This window comes from Pseudoalteromonas mucoides (assembly GCF_049257175.1).
In the GTDB taxonomy this organism is placed as follows: domain Bacteria; phylum Pseudomonadota; class Gammaproteobacteria; order Enterobacterales; family Alteromonadaceae; genus Pseudoalteromonas.
Window position 1 is genome coordinate 22,168 of the sequence record NZ_JBMMUC010000025.1, and the last position, 25,332, is coordinate 47,499.

Sequence of the window (25,332 nt, forward strand, 5' to 3'; positions counted from 1 at the left end):
ATTTAATGTCACGATTTTTTATCGATAGACCCATTTTTGCATGGGTGTTAGCTATTGTAGTGATGCTCGCTGGGATATTAGCAGTACGGGGGCTACCTGTTGCTCAATATCCGTCAATTGCACCACCTGCAATTAGTATTCAAGCAAGCTACCCGGGCGCGTCTGCACAAACACTTGAAGACACAGTAACTCAGGTTATTGAGCAAAAAATGAAAGGTTTAGATGGCTTGCTCTATATGTCATCTACCTCTGAATCAAATGGTTCTGCAACTTTAACACTAACTTTTGATGCTGATACCGACCCAGATATTGCGCAAGTTCAAGTGCAAAATAAGCTAGCTTTGGCAACACCCTTATTGCCTGAAGAGGTTCAGCGTCAAGGTGTAGCTGTTGCAAAATCAGCACGTAACTTTTTAATGGTGGCGGGTTTTGTCTCTGAAGATGGCAGCATGAATAACATCGATATTGGTGATTATGTTGCGTCAAATGTGCAAGACATTGTCTCGCGTGTGAATGGTGTGGGTGAAGTACAGTTATTTGGCTCGCAATACGCAATGCGTATCTGGCTAGACCCTAACATGTTGCAAAAATATGAGCTCACGCCAGCGGATATTAGTGCGTCAATCAGTGCACAAAATGCACAAGTTTCAGCCGGTCAGTTAGGTGCATTACCTGCCGTTGCAGGGCAACAGTTAAACGCCACAGTGACAGCGCAAAGTCGCTTACAAACTCCTGAGCAATTTAGAAATATTTTTGTGAAAACTAATGATGACGGCTCTGTGGTTCGCTTATCTGATGTGGCTAAAGTAGAGCTCGGCGGTGAAAGCTACGCTGTTGTTGCTCGCTTTAACGGTAAACCTGCCTCTGGTTTAGGTATTAAGCTTGCCAGTGGTGCAAATGCGCTTGATACCGCACAAGGTGTAAAAGCAGCATTGGCAGAGCTGGAGCCATTTTTCCCTGAAGGGTTAGCGGTAGTTATTCCTTACGATACAACGCCATTTGTTACCTTATCAATTGAAAAAGTAGTCAGTACATTAGTCGAAGCCGTGGTGCTTGTATTTGTGGTTATGTATCTGTTCTTACAAAATTTCCGTGCAACCCTGATCCCAACCATTGCGGTGCCTGTGGTGTTGCTGGGTACATTTGCTGTGTTACAAGTACTGGGCTATTCAATTAATACATTAACCATGTTTGCTATGGTACTGGCTATCGGCTTGCTGGTGGATGATGCCATTGTGGTGGTTGAAAACGTAGAGCGGGTCATGACCGAAGAGAAGCTCTCACCGCTTGAAGCAACACGTAAATCAATGGATGAAATTAAAGGCGCACTAGTGGGTATTGCCATGGTGTTGTCGGCCGTATTTGTACCAATGGCATTCTTTGCGGGCTCTACTGGGGTTATTTACCGTCAGTTCTCAGTGACTTTAGTAACAGCGATGAGTTTATCTGTTTTAGTGGCACTGATATTAACCCCTGCATTGTGTGCAACTATGCTAAAGCCAAGCCATGTACATAATAACAAGTCACTATTTGGTCGTTTCTTTATTGGCTTCAACCGTGGTTTTGATAAAACAAATAACGGTGCGCAAAGCTTTGTAGGGCGAATGATTAAGCACAGTAAACGTTACCTTTTATGCTACGGCTTAATTGTTGGCGGAATGGTGTTTATATTCTCGCAACTTCCTTCTGCTTTTTTACCTGATGAAGACCAAGGTATTTTATTTAACCAGGTGAGTTTACCGGCAGGTTCAACAACTGAGCAAACGCTTAAAGTAGTTGAGAAAATGGAAAAGCATTACTTAGAAGACCAGTCTGAAGCTGTGCGCTCTGTGTTTAGTGTAACAGGGTTTAGTTTTGCAGGTTCTGGACAAAATGCGGCGATTGGCTTTGTTGGTTTAAAACATTGGGATGAGCGTCAGCGCGACGACTTAGCTGTTGGTGCGGTTGCGGGTAAAGCAATGGGCTTTTTCTCAACGATTAAAGAAGCGTTTGTATTTGCTTTTCCACCGCCTGCGGTCGTTGAGCTTGGTACAGCAAATGGTTTTACTCTGTTTTTACAAGATCGCGTCGGATTAGGCCACGATAAATTACTTGAAGCACGTAATATGTTGTTAGGGATGGCTGCTCAAAGCCCTGTTTTAGCGGGTGTTCGTCCAAATGGGCAAGAAGATAAACCTGAACTAGAGCTCGATATTGATTTAGCAAAAGCTCAAGCGTTAGGTCTGACTCAAGCTGACATCAACAGTACGCTTTCAACGGCATGGGGTAGTCGTTATGTGAATGACTTTATTGACCGTGGACGGGTTAAAAAAGTTTATCTGCAAGGTACGGCTGAATCACGCATGGCCCCTGAAGACTTAGACAAATGGTATGTCCGTAACAGTAACGGTGACATGGTGCCATTTACTGCGTTTGCTCAGTCTTATTGGACCTATGGTTCACCGCGTCTGGAGCGTTACAATGGCTTTTCAGCGATGGAAATTCAGGGTGCTGCTGCGCCTGGATACAGTACTGGTCAAGCCATGGATGAAATTGAAAAGCTAGTCAAGAAACTGCCTGCGGGTATTGCGTTTGAATGGACGGGTATCTCTTATGAAGAGCGTTTAAGTGGTGGCCAAGCACCTATGCTTTATGCGTTATCATTATTGGTGGTGTTTTTATGTTTAGCGGCACTTTATGAAAGTTGGTCTGTTCCTGCTGCAGTTATGATGATCGTTCCATTAGGTGTATTTGGTGCTGCTATGGCGGCCTTTGTGGCGGGTTTATCAAACGACATTTACCTACAAGTTGGTTTACTGACGACCATTGGTCTTGCTTCCAAAAATGCGATATTAATCGTTGAGTTTGCTATTCATAAGATGGACGAAGGGATGGAGCTCGTTGATGCTGCTATTGCTGCGGTGAAATTACGTTTAAGGCCAATATTAATGACATCAATGGCGTTTGTGTGTGGCGTATTACCACTGGCTATAGCATCTAGTGCGGGGTCAGGTGCGCAAAATGCGTTAGGTATTTCAGTCATTGGCGGCACACTAGCGTCATCAATTATTGTGGTGATATTTGTACCGTTATTCTTTGTGTTAGTTAGACGGGTGTTTCCGGGTAAACATAAAGCCGTAGCGCAGGAGCAATCAAATGAAGTTTAAAACATTGAGCCTGGCAAGTATCAGTGCACTGGTATTGAGTGCGTGTCAGATGGCGCCAGAGCTTGAAGATATCAAGCTACCAGTGCCAGATAGTTATTCGATAAAGAGTGAAAAAGGTAATATTGCCGATTTAAAGTGGCAGCAGTTTTTTAATAATGAAAAGCTGCAAACCTTAATTGAACAAACTTTAACGCATAATAAAGACATTAAACTTGCTGCGCTTAACGTGCAGCAAGTTAGAGCGCTATATCAAATAGAAGACTCAGCCTTGTATCCTTCGATTGACTTTTCAGCCTCGGGGACTCGTCAGCGCCTACCAGCTGATTTGTCATCAACGGGCAGTGCGAATATAAGCGAGAGTTATTCTGCGACTGTAGGCATGACGGCCTACGAGTTGGACTTATGGGGAAAAGTACGTAATCAGTCAGATCAAGCATTACAAACTTTGTATGCCTCAGAGCAAGCACAAACCAGTGTTAAAATTAGTTTAATTGCAGAAATTGTGAATGCTTGGCTTAACTATGCAGCCGATAAAGAGCTATTGGCACTTGCTCATGAAACGCTTTCCAGCCAGCAAGAGTCCCTTGAATTAATGGAGAAAACCTATGCACTTGGCGCAGCTTCTAAGTTAAGTCTGGCACAAGTACAAAGCACGGTTGCCACTGCGAAAGTGGATATTGCCAATTATCAACGTTTATTAAAGCGCGATAAAAACGCGTTAGATTTACTGGTGGGAAAAGTGGTGTCCACTGAGTTGCTACCTGAACAAAGCGTAGATGAAGTGCTTAATTTTCCAGCCGTTCCCGTGGGTTTACCGTCTGAATTATTAGAGCAGCGTCCAGATATTAAAGCGGCTGAATATCGTTTACTCGCAGCCAATGCCAATATAGGTATAGCAAAAGCCGCGTTTTTTCCAAGTATTAGTTTAACCGCTAATGCCGGTACTGCATCAGCGGATTTAGATAACTTGTTTTCGTCCGGCTCGGGTACATGGAGTTTTGTGCCTTCGATAAATTTACCGATTTTTAATATGGGACGTAACCAAGCAAACTTAGATGTCGCTCAAGCTCAACAAGAGATCGCTTTAACAACTTATGAGCAAACAATTCAGCAAGCATTTAAGGAAGTGTCTGACTCATTAGCGGATAGAGCAGGCTATATGCAGCAGTTAGCAGCGCTTGAGGAGCTTTATAACAGTAACCAAGTGACCTTTACATTATCACAAGCGCGATTTGAAAAAGGGGCTGACAGCTACTTACAAGTACTGGATGCGCAAAGAAACTGGGTGAGTGCAGGGCAGCAGCTGATCACCGGGAAAAAGGCCTATATTGCAAGTCAAATTAGCTTATACAAAGCAGTAGGCGGTGGTTGGCAACGCCCTGAGCCTGAACAATACTCTCAATAAGCTATTTTAAACCTAGTTTACATGATTTTCGTTGTATAGCAGGAATCCTGTCGTTAAGATCGTGTAAACTAGTTTAAACTTCCTAGGTTAAAAAAAGAGAAGCATGGCTTTTCGAGGATACCATGAATACGAAAACCAAAAGAAAGACCGATCCAGCTTTAGCGCAAGCTCGTAGAGAGCAAGTTTTAGCAGCTGCTGCTGATTGCTTTAAACGTAAAGGTTATCACGGTGCTGGTATGGCTGAAATATCAAAAACGGCGGGTATGAGTGCTGGGCATATTTACAATTATTTTGCCAGTAAAGAAGCAATTATAGAATCAATAATTGAACGTGACATGGAAGAAATGTTCTCAATTTTTCAGCAGTTTGAGGATCAGCCTGGTGATTTAGTGACGGTTCTATTAGATGGTCTTGACCATGGTGTTGAGCGCCATACAGATATAAATCAAGGTTCACTTGATCTCGAAATGCTGGCAGAGGCGGCACGTAATGAAAAAGTAGCCACCTTACTTCGTGACTCGGATGCATTAGCTAGAGCGAAAATGCGTAGCTTATTAGTTGGTGAGCGTAGTCCATTAAAAGCTGCGTCAGCGACAGAAATAGATAGCCGAATTGAAATAATGTTTGCTGCGATGACTGGCTTATTATTGCGTAAAACATTGAACCCCAGTGTTAACAAAGACACATTGTTAATTGCATTGCGTCCAGCGATGAAAACATTACTGACTTCTTTTGAATAATGGTCATGCTATATTTTAATGTATGAAATAAGAACAATGGTGGTGAATATTAGCTTAAGGCGCAAAAATTCAGGTTATCTATGCTAAAAGCCCTATTTTAGCTATGGTTAAACAGTGTGTGAATGTAATACACTGTAGGAAAAGCAGACAACATTAAGAGAGATTAAAATGGCAGCATTTGGTACCGTATTTATGCCACAAATGATCCAAGCTCGTTTTACGGATAATGCTTGGAGTGAAAGCGAAATTGTTCCTTCTGATAAAATAGAACTCCACGCAGGGGCACACGTTCTTCACTATTCAAGTACATGTTTTGAAGGTTTAAAAGCTTTTCGTCATGATGATGGCTCTGTATACATTTTTAGAATGGAAGCCAATATTGCTCGAATGCAACAAAGCTCGCAGTTATTGAGCTTACCAAGCTTTGAAGGCGCAAAGCTTGAAAAGATGATCACTGATATCGTCAAAGAATATGCCGATGAAACGCCATTACCACCAGGCTCAATGTATATTCGCCCGACTCATATAGGCACTGAAGCTGCGATTGGTAAAGCGGCTGTCCCCTCACTTAGCTCATTGTTATATGTATTATTATCGCCAGTAGGTGATTACTTTGCTGGTGGTGCGACTGCTCTGCGAGTATTGTTAGAAGAAGATGGTATGCGCTGTGCTCCGCATATGGGAATGGTTAAAAGTGGTGGTAACTATGCCAGTGCGTTAGCGCCTATTTCTGCTGCACGAGACAAATACCAAGCAGACCAAATTTTATTTTGCCCAGGTGGTGATGTACAAGAGACCGGCGCGGCTAATTTTATCTTAATCGATGGCGATGAAATTATTACTAAAGCACTTGATAGCACGTTTTTACATGGTGTAACTCGCAATAGTATTTTAACAATTGCCAAAGATTTAGGTATGACGGTGTCTGAGCGCAACTTTACCGTTACTGAGTTACTAGAGCGCGCTGCAAAGCCAGGTACTGAAGCTGCGCTTTCAGGCACTGCGGCAGTTTTAACACCAGTTGGTACGTTTATTCATAACGATAAAGAATACCAAGTCGGCAGCGGTAAACCGGGCCCGACCACAATGCGATTACGCCAAGCTCTTAATGATATTCAATGGGGCAAAGCACAAGACACGCATGGCTGGTTAACTAAAATCGACGTGTAAACGCCCATGCATTTGAAAAACCTAGGCTTAGCTCCTAGGTTTTTTTATGCCTGTCATCTATCCTTTGACTGTAAGTTAGTCACAGTTGTGTGTAAAAATAACCTAGAAGAAAAATCAGTGGAATTACTAATCTATTGAATAAATGAGATTTTAAACGTTTCAACGACGGTTTAATTATTGCAGTTGTTTGTTGTAAGAAAAGGTTTTTGTCATTAAGCATTATTTGCAAATTAAAGACAGATAACCGCAAAAATGAATAACAAAGGAGCATGTATGTGGGCGGCAGTTAGTTATATATTGTTGGCAATCGTTTTTATTATTATGGGTTGGCAGGTTAGCCCAAGTTATTTCTCTTTTCTTTTTTATTGGACTGCCTTATCGTTGTTGCTTGTAGGCGGCGCTTACGTTTTTAATATCGCAAAGATTTTCCGTAAACGTGAAAATGGCGTGATCCCGTTTTACATTCGCTGGGCGTTCGTACCATTTTTATTGGGTGCTCAGGTTTATAATGCTTGGAGCCGTAAACACGATAAAGTGCCACCACTGCAACAAATAAATGATCATCTTTTTTTAGCTTGCCGTTTATTTCCTTCTGATATCGATACCATGAAAGAACATGGCATAACGGCTATTTTAGATGTTACCTGTGAATTTGACGGGTTAGAATGGTCATCTACGCAAGAGAACATTAATTACTTAAATATCCCTGTGCTTGATCATCGAGTACCTACTCGATCTCAGCTTAATCAAGCAATTAACTGGATTGATCATCACGTTAAAGAAGATCGCCGTGTTGTAGTACATTGTGCGTTAGGACGTGGTCGCTCAGTCTTTGTGATGGCGGCATACCTATTGAGCCAAGATAAAGACGCTGATGTGCATAAAGTGCTTGCACAAATTAAAGAAACCAGAGAAACAGCTAATTTAAATAAGCACCAGTTACGCCACTTAGTTAAGCGCCATCGTAACGGTGAGTTACTGATTAAAAATAAAGCGGTTTTAATTGCCAACCCAGTCTCTGGTACTAAATTGTGGCAAGAAAAAGAACATCTTATCGTTGCACGTTTATCTGCTTATTATGATTTAACCGTTTTAACCACCTCAAAAGAACAAAATGGTATAGTGCTTGCCAAGCAAGCTATGCAAAACAACCCTAATTTGATAATCGCCTGTGGTGGCGACGGTACAGTTGCTGAGGTCGCGAGTGTATTAGTTAACTCAGACTGCAAGCTAGGGATTATCCCCCTTGGCACAGCCAATGCACTTGCGCACGTGTTGATGGGCATTAAATCAAAAATAATTCCGGTAGAAACTGCGTGTGATTTGATTATTGATGGGCAAACTCAATTAATGGATACCGCTTACTGTAATGATGAGCTAATGCTCTTATTGGCTGGTATTGGTTTTGAGCAAAAAATGATTGAAAAAGCAGATCGAGAAAGTAAAAATGCGGTTGGTCAATTAGCGTATTTACAAGGGTTTTGGCAGGCTTTAGGCCAGCAAAAGGCGCAAAATTTTAATGTACAGCTAGACGATAACGAGCCTCGTACGATCAATACAAATAGTTTAATTGTCGCAAATGCAGCACCATTTACAACGTTACTTGCACAAGGCGGCGGACAGCCCGATCACAGCGATGGCTTACTAGATATTAACTGGCTAACGCCCAATGAAGATGCCACGACGAATGTATTTAGTATTGCAGAGCTAATGGTAAGCTGTATGACACAAACACATTTAGCGATAAATTCACATCATACGAATGCGAAACGGGTAGTAATAAACGCTGATGGTGAAATTAAATACGTACTTGATGGCGAAATTAAAACTGCAGATGAGCTAGTCATTGAGATAGAGCCTAACTCGCTTGCAGTTATTTGTGCCGAAACAGAGTAAGATCAATGACCTTACTTTTTAATACTAGGCCAAACAAAGCCGCTAGCTTGCGGCTTTGTATCGACGCAATTATCTAAATAAAGTTGTTCAACTTTTGCTCTTGCCCATGGAGTTTTTCGTAAAAATTTTAGGCTTGATTTTACACTTGGGTCTGATTTAAAGCAGCGAATATCAACTTGTTCGCCCATGACTTTCCAGCCAAGTGTTTGTTCAAGTTTTACTACGATTTGTTCTAAAGTAATACCATGTAATGGGTTATTTGCTTGTTGATTCATAATTCACTGTAACGTTAAAAAATTCGTCGCTATTGTAGCCTAACTAGGTATTGATACCAATTAGTTGACCCGAATAGTTTTTGTTCTTGGCGGGTAAATAACTTCATTTTTATCATTGAGTATTAACCAGCGAAGTGCACTGTTATTATGATTAGGGTTTTTCGCTGCGCACATTAAGCGAACATTAGCCAGGCTGATGATAGCTCCTTCGCTGTAACGTTTGTCTTCATACCAACAAATAGCATGTTGAGTTAATGCATCTTCAGGGGTTAACAATAGCCGTGCTTCTGACGTATTGCTAAAACTATTTACTGAGTAAATTAAACTGACAAAACAGATACCTATAATATTTAAAATTCGCATACTCAGCCTTTGCATTAAAAAATAACTACACTAAGCTTAAAGCGTGTTAGGGTAAATAAGCAACAAAATAATAATTTTCTTAAAGCAAGGTGAACACATGCAATTTAACCAATTAATGATTGATGAATTTGAACTGCTCGCTAAGTTTCCGCGCAGTAGCAAAATGCAAGGAATAAAAATACACAGCGATGCGAACGAAAACCTAATAAGTGCAGCGCAACGCTTATTTGAGAAAGGAATTATAGATAGCCCAGATGGTGGTTATTTAACTGATCTGGGCTTAGATTTAATTGAGCATATTAGTGTGCTACACAGTGCATTGAGCTGTTAAGTAGCATCGGGTTGGTTTTGCGGGGCTGCATTACTAAATGCAGCCAATTTATTACAGCGCTCATAAATGGCTGCTATTTTAGGATAAGCAGTCATATCAACGTTAAACCGCAGAGCATTAAACACTTGTGGTACTAAACACACATCAGCCAGGCTCGGTTTATCACCGACACAGTATTCATATTTAGCATCAAGTAATAACTCTATTTTTTCAAAGCCCACTTCAACCCAGTGACGATACCAGGCATTTTTAGCTTCATCATCAACACCCAACTCAGTACTTAAATACTTTAGCACTCGTAAATTATCCACCGGGTGAATATCGCAAGCAATGGCATAGCATAGGTTACGAATTTGCGCTTTTTGCCATGCATCGCCTAACAGTAAAGGTGTTTGTGGGTAGGTTTCTTCTAAGTACTCTAAAATAGCCATTGATTGTGCGAGGACGCCTTGATCTGTCTCAAGCGCTGGCAATAAACCTTGCGGGTTTTTGTCGAGATATTCTGCACTTTGCTGCTCAGACTTTAATAAGTTAACAGCAACAAGTTCATGCTCAATTTCTTTTAAATTAAGCGCAATACGCACACGATAAGCAGCAGATGAACGAAAATAAGTATACAGTTTCATAAAATAGCCTCTTTAAGCTTTAAAGTGTTTTTTAATTGTACGCCAGCAATCAGTGTAGTTTGGTTGGCGTTCTTTGCCTTCAAGGGCATATTTAGTTGGGGAAATCACATAGCGAGATTCAAACATAAACGCGAGGGTGTTCTCATAGCGTTGTGGTTCAAGCTCTGCATTTGATGCTTTTTCAAATACATCGGCTTCAGGCCCATGAGGTGACATACAATTATGTAAACTCATACCGCCGGGAACAAAACCATGCTCTTTGGCATCGTAAACACCTTCGATCAAGCCCATAAATTCACTCATAATATTGCGGTGGTAGTAAGGTGGACGGAAGGTGTTTTCGGCCACCATCCAGCGCGGAGGGAAGATTGCAAAGTCAATATTAGCAACACCCTCTGTAGCTGATGGCGAAGTAAGTACGGTAAATATGGATGGATCAGGGTGATCGAAACTCACCGTATTCATTACATTAAAGCGTGCAAGGTCATATTTATAAGGCGCACTATTACCTGTCCATGCTACAACGTCAAGCGGTGAGTGACCAATATCGCAACTAAACATATTGCCGTTAAATTTTGCGACTAGTTCAAAGTCACCTTCTTTGTCTTCATAGGCGGCGACAGGGTAGTGAAAGTCACGATCATTGGCATAGCCATTTGCACCTACAGGACCACGCTCAGGTAAAACATAAGCATGACCATAGTTTTCACAAATATAACCACGTACTGTGTCAGTTAATAGCACCACTTGGAATTTAATACCTCGTGGAATGACTGCAATTTCTCCAGCTTTAATAGTTAAATGGCCACACTCTGTTTTGAGTAATAACTCACCTTGTTGCGGCACAAATAACATTTCACCATCGGCATTATAAAAATACCGCGTTGTCATAGATTGGTTCGCAACATACACATGGATACCAATACCAGTCTGGCCATTAGCGCTGCCATTAGCGGCCATGGTTACTAGGCCATCGACAAAATCAGTTGCTTTAGAAGGAATATCAATTGGGTTCCAGCGCAGCATGGTTGGTGGAGTAGGGACTTCAGTGATAGGCGCTGTACGAATCAAACCATTATCAATTGCTTTGTAATCACCTTGTACAACCGATGGGCGAATACGATACATCCACGTACGACGGTTATCAGCACGTGGCGCGGTAAATGCGGTGGTACTAAATTGTTCAGCATATAAATCATATTTTATTTTTTGTGGACTAAACTGACCAATAGGTAGGGCACCGGGTAACGCTTCGGTTTCAAACTCATTGCCAAACCCGGTCATGTATTTTAATTCGCTTGTCATCACTCGACTCCATTATGTTTTACTGTAAGATACTCTCAAGTGAGAGTAAATTCAAACATCTCATTTTTACTCACTGTACATATTTATGGACAAGCAATGTTACGTTGTAAACTAAGAAGGTAAACAACTATATGGCACTCAATCTAGACACTTTTTTACCTTATCGATTAGCAAATTTAGCCAGCAAAATGAGTGAAGAGTTTGCGCCTGTATATCAACAGCAAAGTGATTTAACTATTCCTCAGTGGCGCATTTTATTTAATTTAGCCCAATTTGGCCAAAGTAACGCCAAAGCTCTGTGCGAGCAAGCAGCGATGGATAAATCGACGGTCTCAAGAGCGGTAAAGGCGCTGATAAAGAGCGGTCTTATTTGCAGTGAAGTGAATAATGATGATAAACGTGCCACACTATTAGTACTTAGCGAAAGTGGAAGAATTCTGTTCGAAAAAATAACACCACAAGCACAGCAATGGGAGCAAGCATTATTAAGCTGCCTTTCTAATGATGAACAACATCAATTAATCGCTATTTTTGATAAATTAAAAAACAAATTACAGGCATAAAAAAGCCCACAAAGTGGGCTTTCGAATAAACTAATTTAATATATCACATTAGAACGTGTAACGAACACCAAGCTTAATTCTATAAGCTGAATCAGTCGCTTCAAATGAGTATCCATCATCATTCGGTGCGCCATAAACATATTGACCAGTTTGCGGGTCAATATCCATTTTAATGATTTCACTTGTGCTATTACCTTGCTGATATACTTTACCCTTAGATGAATCAATTAGGTTAAGTAAGTTATCGATAACAAAGTAGAACTCACCACGGTCATCAGAGAAGAAGCCAGGAATCTCTTGTGAAACATATAAATCCATAGACGTGATCCATGGTGTGTTGGCGCTGTTTTTGGCAACAACGCTACCAGCAGAACCTGATAATCCTAGCTTATCAAAATAAGCAAGTGCTTCTTCTTCAGTAATTCCTTCATAGCGTACATTTGGATCATTAGCTGTCGGTACATAAACTGGGTAGTTACCACCGAACGTAGTTCCATTGCCTGTAGGTTGAATTAGGTCTTGGTCAAAGAAGCCACCACTTGGTAAGGCTGTTAAGTCAGCAAGTTGTGAATAAGGAGAGCCTGAACGGCGTTCAAAGAATAAATTTAATGTTGTTTTATACTTTGTAATAAGCTCAGCAGTATAACCCAAATTAAGAACAAATCTATGCTCAGTTTCATAGTTTGATGTACCAACTTGAGTTACCTGATGATCCCCAAAGTGGCCATAACGATAATTACTTCGAGCAGTTGAAGAGCCTCCAGGGTTTCCATCAGTAATATCTTGATGTGTATAAGATGCATCAAACTTAAAGCCATTATCCCACGATTTACTAATACCAGTACTTAAAATGATAGAGCGACCATCATCTGTAGCATTTGTCAGCATGATTTCCAAGTCAGACGTGTTGTATAATGGTAATGAACCATCGCTGGTATAACCAATTACATCATCTTCAGATAATGCAGCATTAATCCACTCAGCTGAATTCTCTTTTTTGGTGTAAATAGCCGTTGTTGTCCACGCGAAGCCTTCTCCTAAGTAAGGAATATCAAGGTTAACATCCGCATTTAGCATAGTAGTCCACTGAGATGGAAGGTCAAAATCAGGATCTATAAAGTTAGAAACAGAACCATCTGTTGCATTATTGATGGCATCAATTGCTGCACCCGGTGGCGTTGTTAGTATTGAACCAGAGATGTTGATTGGGTCATCATACTTAGAGTTAAAACCATACTCTTGTTTACTAATTCCATCATTAGAGTAAGAGTTAGAGATCCATACATTTGGATTGCCACCAGAATAACGTCCAACACTACCACGAATAGTAACATCATCATTTAAGTAGTATGTGAACCCTGCTCTAGGTAAGAAAATATCAGCACCATCAAGGTTTTCTGTATTATCATAGCCCGTTTTACTTTCAAGGTTTGGATTAAGTGTCGGCACATCGTCAGAGCCTAAACGCTCATAACGCAAGCCAGCAGAAAATTGAAGGTTGTCACTAAAGTCCCACGTATCATTTACATAAATTGCGAAATCTTTACGAGTAAAGCTTGATGCGACTAAATCAGGGTTGTTGCCTACACCATTGGCGTAAGTGTAACGGCTTATATCCATGTTACGGAAGTCTTCTAAGCTATCAAAAGAAACCACACCTTTAGCAGCCGGAAGGTATTGATTAAAAATATCTAATTCATCGTATTTAACACCAAACTCAATGGTATGTTCATCCATTAAATAAGTAGCATCAAATTTTAATGTGAATAAATCATTACTTAAAGAGTTTGAATGGCGGCTTTCGTCAGAACCAAACGCGATAGTGGCAGTTTTACCATCTCCATCAACATCTATATTGTCAATCGTTACATCACTTAAGCCTAGGTTTTCTTGTAAAGATACTTGAGCTGTATCAACAGATTTTTTTGTCGCGCTTATTTGTGTTGAGAAACTATCAGTCCAATCAGAATATAATGTCGTGCTGTAATTATTTAACTCTTCAGTTTTATTATACCACTGAGTACTTAAGCGAAGTTCGCTTTCGTTAGAGGTCATATTACGAGTATCGTTACCTTCGCTATGCATATAAACGAAGTTAGCACGGTGCATATCATTGATATTCCAATCAACTTTAGCGATGTATTTTTCATCTTCTAGCGCTGGTTTTGTATCAACAGAACCTATATCAGAGATACCGTAAACATCATTTGCAATTTTACGTACTGCATCTAAATCAGCAGAAGTAGCTGTTGTTTTATTAGAACCTATAGATGTATTACCAGGACCATATTCAATTTGCTTAGGAGACTCAAATTTTTCATATGCACCAAAGAAAAATAACTTATCTTTAATAATTGGAGCACCAAAAGAAGCACCATAGTTTTTTTCTTCGAAATCTAATTCAACATCTTGACCATCATTTTTAGGTGTGCCGGCCCAATCACTGCTCATTTTCTCGTAAAATACACTACCATGAATTTCATTCGTTCCTGATTTAAATACGGCGTCAACGTTGCCCCCAGTGAAACCACTAGATTTCGCGTTTACAGGTGCAACAGAAACAGAAACTTGATCCAACGCATCCATAGGGAAAGGGTTACGTTGAGTTGGGTAACCATTACCGTTAAGACCGAAATCATCATTAAGAGGTATGCCGTCAACAGTGATTGAATTTGTTCGCGGGTTAGCACCTGCAACTGACATTGAACTTTCGTTACCTGGCTGAACTACAACTAATGGGTTATTACGGACAACATCTTTAATATCACGACCAATAGAAGGGGTAGCTTGAATTGTACCCGAGCCATAATATGAATCATTTGCAGATGAATTAAAAAGAACAGGCGTGCCAGTTACAATAATTGACTCCATGTCATCGCTTTCTAGCTGTGTATCTAAACGGCGAGTTTCACCAAGTGATAAATAAACATTATTTATTTCAACATCACGAAACGTATCTGAGTCAATAGTAATTGTGTAAGGACCACCTACACGAAGACCAGCAGCATTAAAAGTACCTGTATCATTTGTCGTAACAACACGTTTAGTACCTGTTGGTTCGTGAACGATTACAAGTTTAGTGTTTGCAGCTGGGTTGCCACTAGGGCTTGATATTGTGCCTTTAACAGATGACGTTGTATCGTTTGCAAAAGCAGCGCCACTTGCGCCAACACAAGCTGCAATAGCAAGTGAAATAGCCGTTTTGCGTAGTTGAATTTTCATTTCGTTTTTTCCCGTGTTAAGGTTATGTATTATATTTTTAGTCTATATTATCGTAAAAACGTCAGTTTTCGCTGACATGTAAATTGTAACTAAAGTTTTATTGCAAATAAATTACAGTTTACATAAATCCGCAATAAAGACAGTTTAGATCAAACTTACAGTTTTTCGATGTTATATTGACTTAAGTATTATTTTAATTAGTTAACATGACATTTTCATGAAAACCTATAAGATTTATTGCTTATATTTGTTAGTTGGCATCTTAAGTGCCTTTTCTAACGGTTTTGCTGAATTATCAAATAAACTATTCAATAATCCTGCGAGTCTTATACCTGCTTGCTGTAAGCGAGTTTTTATTATTGGTGTGTTGTTATAAATATAGCTATAGCTGATTTCATCAGAATCCATGTTGTATAATTTAGTCGCTAAATTATGGGACTCTGTTAGCCATTGTTCTGGGTTGCTGGCAAGGTAATCTGCGATTATTTCTGCATTATTTGTATCAATAAACTGAGCAAATTCTGTAAATGACAAATTTTCATTTTCGACTAATTTTGTATCCCATAAAGAGTGCAAATTAGTTTCTTCACCAAAGAAAGTTACTTTAATTCGGTTTCCACCTCTGTCAGCTGCACGACCAGCATGAAAAGGTTGATGACTGTCTCCTACTAGGTGTACCAAGAAGCGTAGACTAAAACGTTTAGCATCAAGCGAACTTTTCTCGTCTTTTAAAGTCTCTATAGCGAAGTACATACCATCTAAGATATTTTCAACATTATCTTTGTTTAATTTGTGGGAGTGATCGTGAGTAAAAGATGAAGAACCGGTAGGTGCATTAATATAATGCCAGCGTGAAGATTTTTTTTGCCAAAAAGGTTCTGGATTTGAGCGCATCTCATCAGCCCATGTTGATATTTGCGCAAGGCTTTCATCTTCTAAGAGCTCAGCAAGTGATTCTCTGGTTTGCATAGTTATATGGTTATCGGCAATTTGACCGACAATTCTATGGCCATTTTGGCCCCAAGCTAGGGCACTTTGTGCTGTAAAAAGAGTGGAAATGGCAAAGAGATAACTTAGTCCGATAATTAATTTACTGAACATTCATATTTTCCTAAAAATAAATTCACTGCTTAGCGCAATATTCTTAGCTGCTAATTGTGCTTTTTTTGTAAAGAAATAGAAAGGACTCAAAAGTATTCATGTTTACTTATTTTAAGTAATTAAATATCAATACGTTAAATTCGATAGGTAAAATTACCTATTGTAATAAGTAATTAATATTGTTCAAATAGGGGGGTGTTCTATTTTTAATTGTTGAAGATTTGAAAATTAAACGGCTTGTCTTATCAGAATCTACATTTGTTACTGTTTTACTACTGTTTTTTGTAGTGCTGTGGTCGTTTAGCAGAGTTCATCTTACTGAAGAGTTGGTTGCACTCAAGCCTATAATTGATACGTCGAGTAGATGTAGTACTAATGCGAATAAAAATGCCAAAGAATTGATTGTTTATGCTAGCTCTAAGAAGGTTGTAAATGCTTTAATAGACAGCTTATGTAAAGATGCTGTGGTAGCAAAGCAGTATGGCGAAGTCGTGGGGTTTTGGGGATACAGAACTGCGGATAGCATAGAGTTTATTGGAAAAGGTATTGCTGATCTGATCTTAGCAAAAGATAATATTATGTCGGCTTTTAAGGCCGAATCTACTTATAATTACCAACCCATTGTAGGATTTCCTAGCTACACTGCATTTTTTATATCAGCCAAAGAAAAGCCAAAAATAACTAAAGAATACTTTTTAGACAAAAGAATTGGTTTATTAGATTACCCTACAAGCCGTTCAGGGCATATATTGCCTAAGCAAAAATTTAAAGACTTAGATATAAACTTAGCAAATTTGAAGATCACATATGCAAGCTCCCACAGTGAATTAAGAGAGTTACTCGCTAATGGGCAGGTTGATATTATAGCATCGTTCTGGAAAAACGATGATCAACATCACTTCTCGAAAAACTACATAACGCCAATTAGTAATAACATTGTTGGAACACGTTGGTATTTAAAAATGGATCATGAGAATACTGATTTACTCTGTGCAATTCAAACGCGTTTACTCGATTTATCAAAATCACAAACATCAATCTACTTTAACGATGTAAGACCCTATTGGCAGTGTAGTGGTTCTGAAATTGTATTTTTAGGAGGTGAAGATGAGTAAGCGAATGATACAGGTAACTATTTTATTGATCTTTATAACCTCTTTAGTTATTTTTAAAACGGCTAGTTATTTAAAGCAAAAAAATTTAAATAACCATTTAGTTTCACAAATCAAAACCCGAATAGCTTTGGATCTACCAAGGCTTGATTTATCTAATACTTTTTTAAGGCATTCAGGTAATGATGAGGCAGTAAAAGATTATATCGAAAGTATAAATAACGCGATCGCACCTAGAAGTAATATGCGGCTTGTAGCAATTGGTGATGTGTTTTTTTTACATGACGATGTGGCTCAGTATGAGCATATAGAAAGGCACTTGCTCACCAGCGACGAAAATATTGTTGTAAAATTCCACCTAGAACAACGTTTTTGGCAGCGCAATGATGTGTTTATACTAATAATTTTAGCAGGGGTAGCTATTGGGTTTGGATGTTGGGCTAAACAAATAAACAACTCGAAATCTGGTGAAAATTCAAAGCGTAAAGATGCTGCCATATTAAAAGACCCTGAACCATTAAAACTAATCATAAATTTAAATACCAAGACGGTTGTTAACAGCAAAAATCCGGAAGTAAGTGTTGTATTAGCCAATAAACCACTTTGCTTTTATTTAGCGCTGATAGATTTTTGTATCGATAATCCTGATGTGCTGTTGAATCAGAATAAAGACGTACCAGAAGAACTATTAGAGATAGCGAATAAATATTTCTACCGACTTACAGAGCTCGGGCATACTATACGCAAGCGGCCTAATTTTACTAACAGCCTTGAGAAAACGCTGAGTGAGATCAGAGCTGCACTTGACGAAGTTTTGATAGCGCACCCAGAATCAAAAGGAGTGTACTACCCACCAAAAGCACATGGTGAGGGGTCACGGTCTCGTTTACATAGTTATGGTTTAAGCCAGATAAGTAGCGATGATATTGAGGTGGTTGGTAAATAAAGTTGAGCATTGAGGTGATTTATCACCTCAATGCATGTGTAACCTATTTTGGTGCAAATTCAGCAGCCTTTACAGGGCTGTTTTCTTCAAAGAAACGCTTAAGCGCTTGTGCATCCGTATCTTCGGTACTGACATAACCTTGACGCTTAATCAGGGCTGGGTAGCCATCACCGCCAGATGCATTATAACTATTGATACTCATGCGGTAGGTTCGGTTCATATTAAATGGCTCGTTGTTAATTGATACACTGATCAACTTATTATCGTCACGTTCAAAGCTCAGTTTGTGATATTGTAAATAGGCTCCTGCATCAGGCGGAAAACTTGTTACAACCTCTAGATAATCCCAAAGCTCTTGTCCTTGCCAATCCATATACGTAATACGGTTTTTAAAAGGATGTACTTTTAAAATATCTTTGTAGCTGACTTCACCTGCCGCGATGCTATCACGTACTCCGCCGCCACTGATAATACCAAAATCAGCGCCAACGCTGTCCATCTGCGCCTGAATGATCACACGAGCTAGGTTTGTTTGTTGATAGCGAACTTTATTACGGTCACCTTCGAGTTTGGTATCCACAAACCCAATTTCCCCCTCAATTTGTTTAGCTCCTTTTGCTTGATATTCAGCTAAAAAGGCCTTTAGTTCAGGGTTTGGTGCAATATAGTCATTTGCTAAGACAGGCTTGGTTGTACCGTCAGCTTGTGGTGTGTCAATGTATAGATTGACGGGTAATAAAGTGTAGTCAAGTAAAGTTAACTCGCCGTTTTCGAGTTTAAACTCTGCCTTACCTACGTATTTTCCCCATTCATGGGCTTGCATGATCCAAGTGCCATTTTGTTGATCAGGTTTACATGCTTTACCCGGCTTGAAGTCATCATCATTTTTATTGTTGCCAGCCATACAGATTGGTTCTTGAGAGTGGCCACCAATGATCATATCCAGTGTGTTTTTAGGTAGTGAGCGAGCAAGGGTAACATCGCCTGGAGCATTAATACCGAATGACGCATCAACATAGTGACCCATATGGGTTACTGCAATGACAATATCTGGTTGGTATTGCTTTTTTATTTTTGTAACTAATGCATTGGTGACTGCTATAGGTTCTTTAAACTCTAACCCACCAATATACTGGGGGTTACCAATCTTTGCTGTATCTGTGGTTGTTAAACCGATAACAGCAATTTTTAAACCTTGCTTGTCGAAAATCTTGTATTCTTTAAACGCATTTTCACCGGTTTTTTTATCAAAAATATTAGCGGATAGAAGCGGGAAATTAGCCCATTTCTGCTGTTTATTTAAAACAGTTAATGGATTATCAAATTCATGGTTACCTAATGCCATTGCATCGTATCCAATTAACGACATCCCTTTGAAATCAGGTTCAGCAAATTGTAAGTCAGATTCAGGTATACCGGTGTTTATATCACCACCTGATAATAGAAGTACTGCGTGACCTTGTGCTGTTGCTTCAGAACGAAGTTGGTCGATTAAGGTTTTACGTGCAGCCATACCGTATTCGCCTTTTTCATTATGCCAAAAGCGACCATGATTATCATTGGTATGTAAAACGGTTAGATACTGAACCCGGTTGTTAGAAAGGGTATCAGCAGGAGGCTGGTTGTTACTACATGCACTGATGCTTAGTAAAATAAAAATTAAAAATAGTATGCGCATAATGTGACCCGTGTTGTCAGTACTGTGCTATTTATTAAGCGCATAGTTTAAACTAGTTTTATTGCAAAATAACGTAATTATTCTATTTTCATGTCATTTTGCTGAGGTAATTGACCCGTTGCAGCAAGTTGCCTGCGTTGTAACTCTTGTTCTGCTAGTGCCGATTTTTCATGATTACTACCCACCATCCAATTTAAAAAGCTCGCTGGGAGTTGGGTATACGATTGGCCTTGATGCAAGCCAAAATCGCAAATGTGTTCGTTGATATGTGCCATGACGGTTAATCCTATTGTGTGTTTTTATTGTCGAAGTCATGGTAACAAAATACAAATCCCTAATTGAGATCGTTTAGTTTTAAATAATGTACTTCTATAACGTCAGCGAATAAGCGCTGAATGTAAGTGGTTGTAATCGAATTGTAATCATTATGGTGTGTTTTGTGTAAAGCACGTTGCAGCTATCGTAATTATCAACCAAGTCATTTATTCTTTTCATTAAATTCACATAACAACAACATAACCGTGGAAAGAAAGTTAATGAAAAAACTATTATTGAGTAGTGTGCTCGCCGCTTTATCTTTTAATACTCATGCTAGCGTTGTAGAAATGCATACTTCGCAGGGCACAATTACCATCAATTTATTTGACCAACAAACACCTAAAACAGTTGAGAACTTTTTAAACTACGTCGTGAACGATTCATATAATGAGACCGTTATTCATCGCTCCGTGGATGACTTTGTGATCCAAGGGGGAGGCTTTACTTTTACCGAGAGTTTTGAAGCGATAGAGGCACAGCCCGCTGTAATCAATGAGCCCGTGTTATCTAATGTAAAAGGCACGATTGCGATGGCCAAGCTCGGTACTGATGCAAACAGTGCGACGAGCCAATGGTTTTTTAATCTAAAAGACAATAGTGCCAACTTAGACGTGCAAAATGGGGGTTTTACTGTATTTGGGCAAATAACAGAAGATAGTTATGAGGTATTAAATGCGATTGCCGAGTTAGTTCATTGTGATACTAAATTTGGTACTACACCTGTTGTTAACATTACCACAGAACAATGTGCTAATGCAGATACAGTAATAACATCTGCTAATTTAGTCTCTATTAATAGTGCGGTTGTGCTCGATGATGACCCTAATTCTTCTGTAAATTTATCACCAACCGAAAATACTCTAATAGATGAAGATACTACATCAGAACCTATTGATATTGATTCAAGTGGTAGTATGGGCTGGTTTGCCTTACCTGTAATACTATTGGCCATGAAGCGCCGTCGTAAGCTATAAGTATTTAGGATCGCTATTAATTGATAGCGATCCAGATATGTTTAAATCCCAAATACACGCAGTATTACCAATACCCACATCACTAATACAAATAAGCAGCCTACTAAAAAGCTGTAGTAGCGTGGTTTTAGGTTATTAGCCCCAATGTGAATAACGGTGTGAATTATACGCGAAGCGACAAAACTCCACGCAATAACAGTAAATAAGTAACCTACCGCATTCATTTGCATCGCCGCGAGGCTCGCTGCAAAAAATAACACTGGAACTTCAAACTGGTTAACAAAGTTTCTATCGGCTACGCGCACGGTATCGCCCGCGTTGTCTAATTTCATCGTGGCGAAGTCACTCATAGTAATCGCTTTACTTTTTGCAGCTGCAAAGCGGCGGCGACCCATTATAACCATGACGGTAAAAGTAAGTAAGACTTGAACAAACATGGCTAACAATAAATATTTTTCCATTTTAGTATCCTTTATTCGTTTGTGAGGGGGTTGTCTCCAAGGTGCCTATAAACTACCAGTTTGTTTTTGCAATTTACAATGTGTTACAAAGTATATAGGAAAATCATTGCAAGCATTTTGATATTTACCGATGATTTGAATTATAAAATAATATGATGGATTACCTCAGAGCATGAAAAAGATTATCACCCTAAGTGCAATTGCGCTTGCAGTATTAACGGGTTGTGGCACAACTACTTCGCTAGTCCAACAACAAACCTCATTATTATCAGATACTTTAGTTATAAGCCCAAATGATAACCGTGAATATAAAACCCTAAAATTAGCTAATGAAATCGAAGTTATTTTAGTATCAGACCCAAGCGCTGAAAAATCTGCCGCAGCACTCAGTGTAGGTGTTGGTTTGCTGCATGATCCGATGAGCCAACAAGGCATGGCGCATTATTTAGAGCATATGTTGTTTTTAGGTACTGAGCGTTACCCTGACACTAAAGGGTATTCTGATTTCATGACCAAAAATGGTGGCGCACATAACGCTTATACATGGTTAGATATCACAAATTACATGTTCAAAGTAAATAATGACGCCTATGATGAAGCACTTGATCGCTTTGCTGATTTTTTCAAATCACCTAAACTTTACCCTGAATATACTGATAAAGAAAAAAATGCAGTGAATGCAGAGTGGTCAATGCGCCGTGAAATGGACTTTTTTGGTCAGTTTAAACTTGCCCGTAAAATGATGGGCGATCACCCAGCTAACCGCTTTTTAATTGGTAACCTTGAAACACTAGGCGATAAAGAGGGCAGTTCACTACATAAAGAAACTGTTGATTTTTATAATAAATACTACTCATCAAATATTATGAAAGTAGCGATGATCTCAAATTTACCGTTGAGTGATATGGAGGCTAAAGCACAAAAGTACTTTGCTGATATTGAAGATAAAAAAATTGAAAAGCCAACGGTAACTAAAAAATTAGACTTTGAAAATGTAGGCGGCAAGCGTGTTCATTATGCGCCAAATGAAGATGTAAAACAGTTACAACTCGATTTTACTATTACTGATAATAGTGATGAATTTGCTGTTAAACCAAACCGCTTTGTAGCCTACTTACTAAGTAATGAAATGCAGGGTAGCCCAGCACAAATTCTGCGTGATAAAGGTTGGGTGTCGCAACTTTCAGCAAGTGCAACTCCGACTCACTACGGGAACTATGGTGCGCTTACAGTTGATGTGCAATTAACAGACGAAGGTATGAAAAATCGCGAAACAATTGTGGCGACGATTATGCAGTACATTGACTTAATCAAAAAAGAAGGGGTTGATAGCAAATACTTTAATGAAATCCGTACATCGTTAAATAATCAATTTCAGTTCTTAGAAAAAGGCGATGAGTTTGGCTATGTAAGTAACCTTGCAGGTAGTATGCAAGAGTACCCAATCAATCATGCTATTAATGCGCCATACCATTATGCAAAATTCGATGCCGCTGCGATCAACCGCGTACTAGAGCAGCTAAATGCTGACACATTACGCATTTGGTATACGTCTAAACAAGAAGAAACAGATTCACAACTGCATTTTTATGATGGTAAATACCGCATTGAAGATATCAGTGAAGCCGAAGTCGCAAGCTGGAGTAAGGCAAGTGAGTTTGACCTCGCACTGCCTACGGTAAACCGTTTATTACCAGAAAGCTTTGCTATTAAAACTACTGAATTTGCGCAGCAAAAACACCCACAATTAGTTTATGATAAAAGCGGCGTTAAAGTATGGCGACAAGCAAGTCAAAACTTTGCTGAGCAACCAAAAGGTTTAGTTGAGGTTTATTTAAATACGCCTGATGCATTAACCGACATCAAAGCAAAAGTACTTTATTCAGTATGGGCTGATTTATACAACTTACAGCAAAGTAAACTGAGCACAGAAGCAGCTGTAGCGGGCATGAGTGTTGGGCTTGAAGCGAATAATGGCTTAATCCTGTCATTAAGTGGCTTTACAGATAAGCAAGATGTATTGTTAGCGCAAGCGCTTGAATCAATTAATGTTCAAACGACGGAGCAAGGGTTAGCGCAAGCGCTAGATCGCTTCCAACGTGGCTTACTCAATAAACAAAAGCAATTTCCTTTCTATCAAGCGTTTGACGAATACTCAAAGCTGATCAGAACGGGTAGCTTTGATACGGACGAATTAATTAAAACCGCCCAATCAATTACGCTTGCTGATTTTGAGCAACTTAAGCTGCATACCTTCAGCAATAACGAGCTGCGTGTGTTTACCTTCGGTAATTACAATCAGCAAGATGTTGAGGCGATAGCGACAGAGCTGAGCGATGTATTACCAAAGAACCACCAATCGACCACGTTTGCACGTAGTAAAGCATGGTTACCACAAGCTGGTGAAACTATCGTCTTGCAAAAAGACATTGATGTGGCAGATGTGGCGATTATCGATATGACCGTGCACCCTGTGGCTGGTTATAAACAAAAAGCACAAGCTCAAGTACTGCAAGATCACTTTAGAACTATCGCGTTTGATAAAATGCGTACAGAAGAGCAACTTGCTTATGCAGTAGGTGCACTCGCTCGTCCGATTGAAGATTACTCCGCAATTGGTTTGTTTATTCAAACGCCTGTGAAAGGGCCGAAAGATATGCAAGCACGTTTTGATGAGTTTAAAAAGCAATACGCAGTAGAGCTTGATAACATGAGTGAAGAAACCTTTGCTCAACTTAAAAACGCTACACTTGTTTCACTTAAGGAGCAACCTAAAAACTTAAGTGATGAAATGGGGCCACTCATTGGTGATTGGTACCGTGAGAATTTTGGATTTGACTCAAAAGAAAAGTTAATTGCAGAAGTTGAAAAAGTAACCCTCGCGGATATTAAAGATTACTACAAACAAACTATGCTAAACCCACAAGCAGCACGTTTAAATGTACAACTACGTGGAAGTAAATTTGCAGAAAAACCATATGCAGATTTACCAAAACAAACGTTGGTTACAGACTTACAAGCGCACTTTGATGGTATTAAATTGCAAAAGTAACTGAGCGGTTTAAGTGTTAACTCTACAATGAGCCCAAGCAATTGCTTGGGCTTTTTTGTAAAAAATAAAAAGTTGCGAACCTTTTACTAAGCTAAACCGTCTTGTAGAAAAGATATAAAGGAATTGCATGAATTCGACGCAAATAACGCTTGCTGTCATTAATGCGCAGCAGGGCGATGAGTCTGCATTTGACTCGCTATGTAGGCAGCTATATAGACCCAGCTTTCTCTTTTCGATGAAGTTGTGCAAGCAGACGGACTTAGCAAAGGATATTACGCAAGAAGCGTGGGCTGTGGTGGCAAAAGATATACGTAAATTAAAAGAGCCAAGTGTATTTAAAGCGTGGTTATTTAGAGTGGTGTATCACAAATTTATTGATGCAGCGCGCAAAAGTAGAAACATAGAAAGTTTTCAGTCAGATAAGCATGAACAAGCAACAGATATGACGAGCAGTAATGAACAATCGATTGATTTACTGAAACTAATAAATAACCTGCCGGATAGTGAGCGGCACTGTATTTACTTATTTTATCTAGAGCAAATGTCAATTAGTGACATTGCTTTAATAACAGGTGTAGCGGTTGGAACGGTAAAGTCACGCTTACACCGAGCAAGAGCGCAACTGGCAATAGGGTTAAATGAGTAATT

Annotated in this window: 21 protein-coding genes; 12 read left to right on the plus strand and 9 right to left on the minus strand. The window is 39.4% G+C overall.

Annotated elements, in window-relative coordinates; genetic code table 11:
• Positions 1 to 5 precede the first annotated feature (5 nt).
• The 5 genes from AAEU30_RS20495 to AAEU30_RS20515 all read left to right on the plus strand — a co-directional run bounded on the left by AAEU30_RS20495 (position 6) and on the right by AAEU30_RS20515 (position 8,357).
• On the plus strand, positions 6 to 3,146 hold the full coding sequence (locus tag AAEU30_RS20495) for an efflux RND transporter permease subunit (protein ID WP_421962147.1): 3,141 nt from the start codon (positions 6 to 8) through the stop codon (positions 3,144 to 3,146).
• Positions 3,136 to 4,551 carry an efflux transporter outer membrane subunit gene (locus tag AAEU30_RS20500; RefSeq protein WP_421962148.1) on the plus strand — a complete coding sequence of 472 codons (1,416 nt, stop codon included), beginning with the start codon at positions 3,136 to 3,138 and terminating at the stop codon, positions 4,549 to 4,551. The genes AAEU30_RS20495 and AAEU30_RS20500 overlap by 11 nt, the downstream gene beginning before the upstream one ends.
• A gap of 122 nt (positions 4,552 to 4,673) precedes the next feature.
• On the plus strand, positions 4,674 to 5,291 hold the full coding sequence (locus AAEU30_RS20505; protein WP_421962149.1) for a TetR/AcrR family transcriptional regulator: 618 nt from the start codon (positions 4,674 to 4,676) through the stop codon (positions 5,289 to 5,291).
• Between the two features lie 162 nt (positions 5,292 to 5,453).
• A complete protein-coding gene (locus AAEU30_RS20510) occupies positions 5,454 to 6,461 on the plus strand; it encodes a branched-chain amino acid aminotransferase (protein ID WP_421962174.1) in 1,008 nt (335 codons plus the stop codon).
• 273 nt (positions 6,462 to 6,734) lie between these two features.
• Positions 6,735 to 8,357: a diacylglycerol kinase family protein gene (locus AAEU30_RS20515; protein WP_421962150.1), complete on the plus strand. Its 1,623-nt coding sequence runs from the start codon at positions 6,735 to 6,737 to the stop codon at positions 8,355 to 8,357.
• A gap of 11 nt (positions 8,358 to 8,368) precedes the next feature.
• Here the strand turns inward: AAEU30_RS20515 and AAEU30_RS20520 are convergent, their stop codons facing one another.
• Entirely contained in the window at positions 8,369 to 8,632 is a 264-nt protein-coding gene (locus AAEU30_RS20520; protein WP_421962151.1) for a VF530 family protein, read from the minus strand.
• 60 nt (positions 8,633 to 8,692) lie between these two features.
• Complete coding sequence (locus AAEU30_RS20525; RefSeq protein WP_421962152.1) at positions 8,693 to 8,995, minus strand: DUF1496 domain-containing protein; 303 nt, start codon at positions 8,993 to 8,995, stop codon at positions 8,693 to 8,695.
• A gap of 97 nt (positions 8,996 to 9,092) precedes the next feature.
• Between AAEU30_RS20525 and AAEU30_RS20530 the strand changes: the two genes are divergently transcribed.
• Positions 9,093 to 9,326, plus strand: coding sequence for a TIGR02647 family protein (locus AAEU30_RS20530; protein WP_421962153.1), 234 nt, complete (start codon positions 9,093 to 9,095; stop codon positions 9,324 to 9,326).
• On the opposite strand, the gene maiA is transcribed toward AAEU30_RS20530, so the two are convergent.
• Together maiA and hmgA are read right to left on the minus strand one after the other, a co-directional pair.
• Entirely contained in the window at positions 9,323 to 9,952 is a 630-nt protein-coding gene (gene maiA / locus AAEU30_RS20535; protein ID WP_421962154.1) for a maleylacetoacetate isomerase, read from the minus strand. The genes AAEU30_RS20530 and maiA overlap by 4 nt on opposite strands.
• 12 nt (positions 9,953 to 9,964) lie before the next feature.
• Complete coding sequence (gene hmgA, locus AAEU30_RS20540) at positions 9,965 to 11,257, minus strand: homogentisate 1,2-dioxygenase (protein ID WP_421962155.1); 1,293 nt, start codon at positions 11,255 to 11,257, stop codon at positions 9,965 to 9,967.
• 131 nt (positions 11,258 to 11,388) lie between these two features.
• On the opposite strand from hmgA, the gene AAEU30_RS20545 reads away from it, so the two are divergent.
• Positions 11,389 to 11,820, plus strand: a complete 432-nt coding sequence (locus AAEU30_RS20545; protein ID WP_421962156.1) for a MarR family winged helix-turn-helix transcriptional regulator — start codon at positions 11,389 to 11,391, stop codon at positions 11,818 to 11,820.
• Positions 11,821 to 11,868: 48 nt separating this feature from the next.
• Here the strand turns inward: AAEU30_RS20545 and AAEU30_RS20550 are convergent, their stop codons facing one another.
• The gene (locus tag AAEU30_RS20550) at positions 11,869 to 15,042 is read right to left on the minus strand and encodes a TonB-dependent receptor (RefSeq protein WP_421962157.1); all 3,174 of its coding nucleotides are present in this window, start codon (positions 15,040 to 15,042) and stop codon (positions 11,869 to 11,871) included.
• 234 nt (positions 15,043 to 15,276) lie between these two features.
• Positions 15,277 to 16,143 (minus strand): S1/P1 nuclease, encoded by an 867-nt coding sequence (locus tag AAEU30_RS20555; protein WP_421962158.1) that lies wholly within the window; start codon positions 16,141 to 16,143, stop codon positions 15,277 to 15,279.
• Positions 16,144 to 16,364: 221 nt separating this feature from the next.
• Between AAEU30_RS20555 and AAEU30_RS20560 the strand changes: the two genes are divergently transcribed.
• Positions 16,365 to 17,258 (plus strand): hypothetical protein, encoded by an 894-nt coding sequence (locus AAEU30_RS20560; protein WP_421962159.1) that lies wholly within the window; start codon positions 16,365 to 16,367, stop codon positions 17,256 to 17,258.
• Positions 17,251 to 18,201, plus strand: a complete 951-nt coding sequence (locus AAEU30_RS20565; protein WP_421962160.1) for a hypothetical protein — start codon at positions 17,251 to 17,253, stop codon at positions 18,199 to 18,201. Before AAEU30_RS20560 ends, AAEU30_RS20565 begins: the two co-directional genes overlap by 8 nt.
• 43 nt (positions 18,202 to 18,244) lie before the next feature.
• On the opposite strand, the gene ushA is transcribed toward AAEU30_RS20565, so the two are convergent.
• The gene (gene ushA / locus AAEU30_RS20570) at positions 18,245 to 19,879 is read right to left on the minus strand and encodes a bifunctional UDP-sugar hydrolase/5'-nucleotidase UshA (protein WP_421962161.1); all 1,635 of its coding nucleotides are present in this window, start codon (positions 19,877 to 19,879) and stop codon (positions 18,245 to 18,247) included.
• A gap of 77 nt (positions 19,880 to 19,956) precedes the next feature.
• A complete protein-coding gene (locus tag AAEU30_RS20575; RefSeq protein WP_087533257.1) occupies positions 19,957 to 20,154 on the minus strand; it encodes a hypothetical protein in 198 nt (65 codons plus the stop codon).
• Positions 20,155 to 20,415: 261 nt separating this feature from the next.
• Here AAEU30_RS20575 and AAEU30_RS20580 point away from each other — a divergent pair, with 261 nt between their 5' ends.
• On the plus strand, positions 20,416 to 21,171 hold the full coding sequence (locus AAEU30_RS20580) for a peptidylprolyl isomerase (protein WP_421962162.1): 756 nt from the start codon (positions 20,416 to 20,418) through the stop codon (positions 21,169 to 21,171).
• 41 nt (positions 21,172 to 21,212) lie between these two features.
• Here the strand turns inward: AAEU30_RS20580 and AAEU30_RS20585 are convergent, their stop codons facing one another.
• On the minus strand, positions 21,213 to 21,632 hold the full coding sequence (locus tag AAEU30_RS20585; protein ID WP_087533259.1) for an MAPEG family protein: 420 nt from the start codon (positions 21,630 to 21,632) through the stop codon (positions 21,213 to 21,215).
• Between the two features lie 172 nt (positions 21,633 to 21,804).
• On the opposite strand from AAEU30_RS20585, the gene AAEU30_RS20590 reads away from it, so the two are divergent.
• Positions 21,805 to 24,684, plus strand: coding sequence for an insulinase family protein (locus tag AAEU30_RS20590; protein ID WP_421962163.1), 2,880 nt, complete (start codon positions 21,805 to 21,807; stop codon positions 24,682 to 24,684).
• Between the two features lie 127 nt (positions 24,685 to 24,811).
• Entirely contained in the window at positions 24,812 to 25,330 is a 519-nt protein-coding gene (locus AAEU30_RS20595; RefSeq protein WP_421962164.1) for an RNA polymerase sigma factor, read from the plus strand.
• The last annotated feature ends 2 nt before the right edge of the window (positions 25,331 to 25,332 follow it).

Bases quoted from the DNA above. Each gene is read 5' to 3' on its own strand.
- AAEU30_RS20495 (WP_421962147.1), top strand. From the start codon at position 6: ATGTCACGATTTTTTATCGATAGACCCATTTTTGCATGGGTGTTAGCT.
- AAEU30_RS20500 (WP_421962148.1), top strand. From the start codon at position 3,136: ATGAAGTTTAAAACATTGAGCCTGGCAAGTATCAGTGCACTGGTATTG.
- AAEU30_RS20505 (WP_421962149.1), top strand. From the start codon at position 4,674: ATGAATACGAAAACCAAAAGAAAGACCGATCCAGCTTTAGCGCAAGCT.
- AAEU30_RS20515 (WP_421962150.1), top strand. From the start codon at position 6,735: ATGTGGGCGGCAGTTAGTTATATATTGTTGGCAATCGTTTTTATTATT.
- AAEU30_RS20520 (WP_421962151.1), bottom strand. From the start codon at position 8,632: ATGAATCAACAAGCAAATAACCCATTACATGGTATTACTTTAGAACAA.
- AAEU30_RS20525 (WP_421962152.1), bottom strand. From the start codon at position 8,995: ATGCGAATTTTAAATATTATAGGTATCTGTTTTGTCAGTTTAATTTAC.
- AAEU30_RS20530 (WP_421962153.1), top strand. From the start codon at position 9,093: ATGCAATTTAACCAATTAATGATTGATGAATTTGAACTGCTCGCTAAG.
- maiA (WP_421962154.1), bottom strand. From the start codon at position 9,952: ATGAAACTGTATACTTATTTTCGTTCATCTGCTGCTTATCGTGTGCGT.
- hmgA (WP_421962155.1), bottom strand. From the start codon at position 11,257: ATGACAAGCGAATTAAAATACATGACCGGGTTTGGCAATGAGTTTGAA.
- AAEU30_RS20545 (WP_421962156.1), top strand. From the start codon at position 11,389: ATGGCACTCAATCTAGACACTTTTTTACCTTATCGATTAGCAAATTTA.
- AAEU30_RS20550 (WP_421962157.1), bottom strand. From the start codon at position 15,042: ATGAAAATTCAACTACGCAAAACGGCTATTTCACTTGCTATTGCAGCT.
- AAEU30_RS20555 (WP_421962158.1), bottom strand. From the start codon at position 16,143: ATGTTCAGTAAATTAATTATCGGACTAAGTTATCTCTTTGCCATTTCC.
- AAEU30_RS20565 (WP_421962160.1), top strand. From the start codon at position 17,251: ATGAGTAAGCGAATGATACAGGTAACTATTTTATTGATCTTTATAACC.
- ushA (WP_421962161.1), bottom strand. From the start codon at position 19,879: ATGCGCATACTATTTTTAATTTTTATTTTACTAAGCATCAGTGCATGT.
- AAEU30_RS20575 (WP_087533257.1), bottom strand. From the start codon at position 20,154: ATGGCACATATCAACGAACACATTTGCGATTTTGGCTTGCATCAAGGC.
- AAEU30_RS20580 (WP_421962162.1), top strand. From the start codon at position 20,416: ATGAAAAAACTATTATTGAGTAGTGTGCTCGCCGCTTTATCTTTTAAT.
- AAEU30_RS20585 (WP_087533259.1), bottom strand. From the start codon at position 21,632: ATGGAAAAATATTTATTGTTAGCCATGTTTGTTCAAGTCTTACTTACT.
- AAEU30_RS20590 (WP_421962163.1), top strand. From the start codon at position 21,805: ATGAAAAAGATTATCACCCTAAGTGCAATTGCGCTTGCAGTATTAACG.
- AAEU30_RS20595 (WP_421962164.1), top strand. From the start codon at position 24,812: ATGAATTCGACGCAAATAACGCTTGCTGTCATTAATGCGCAGCAGGGC.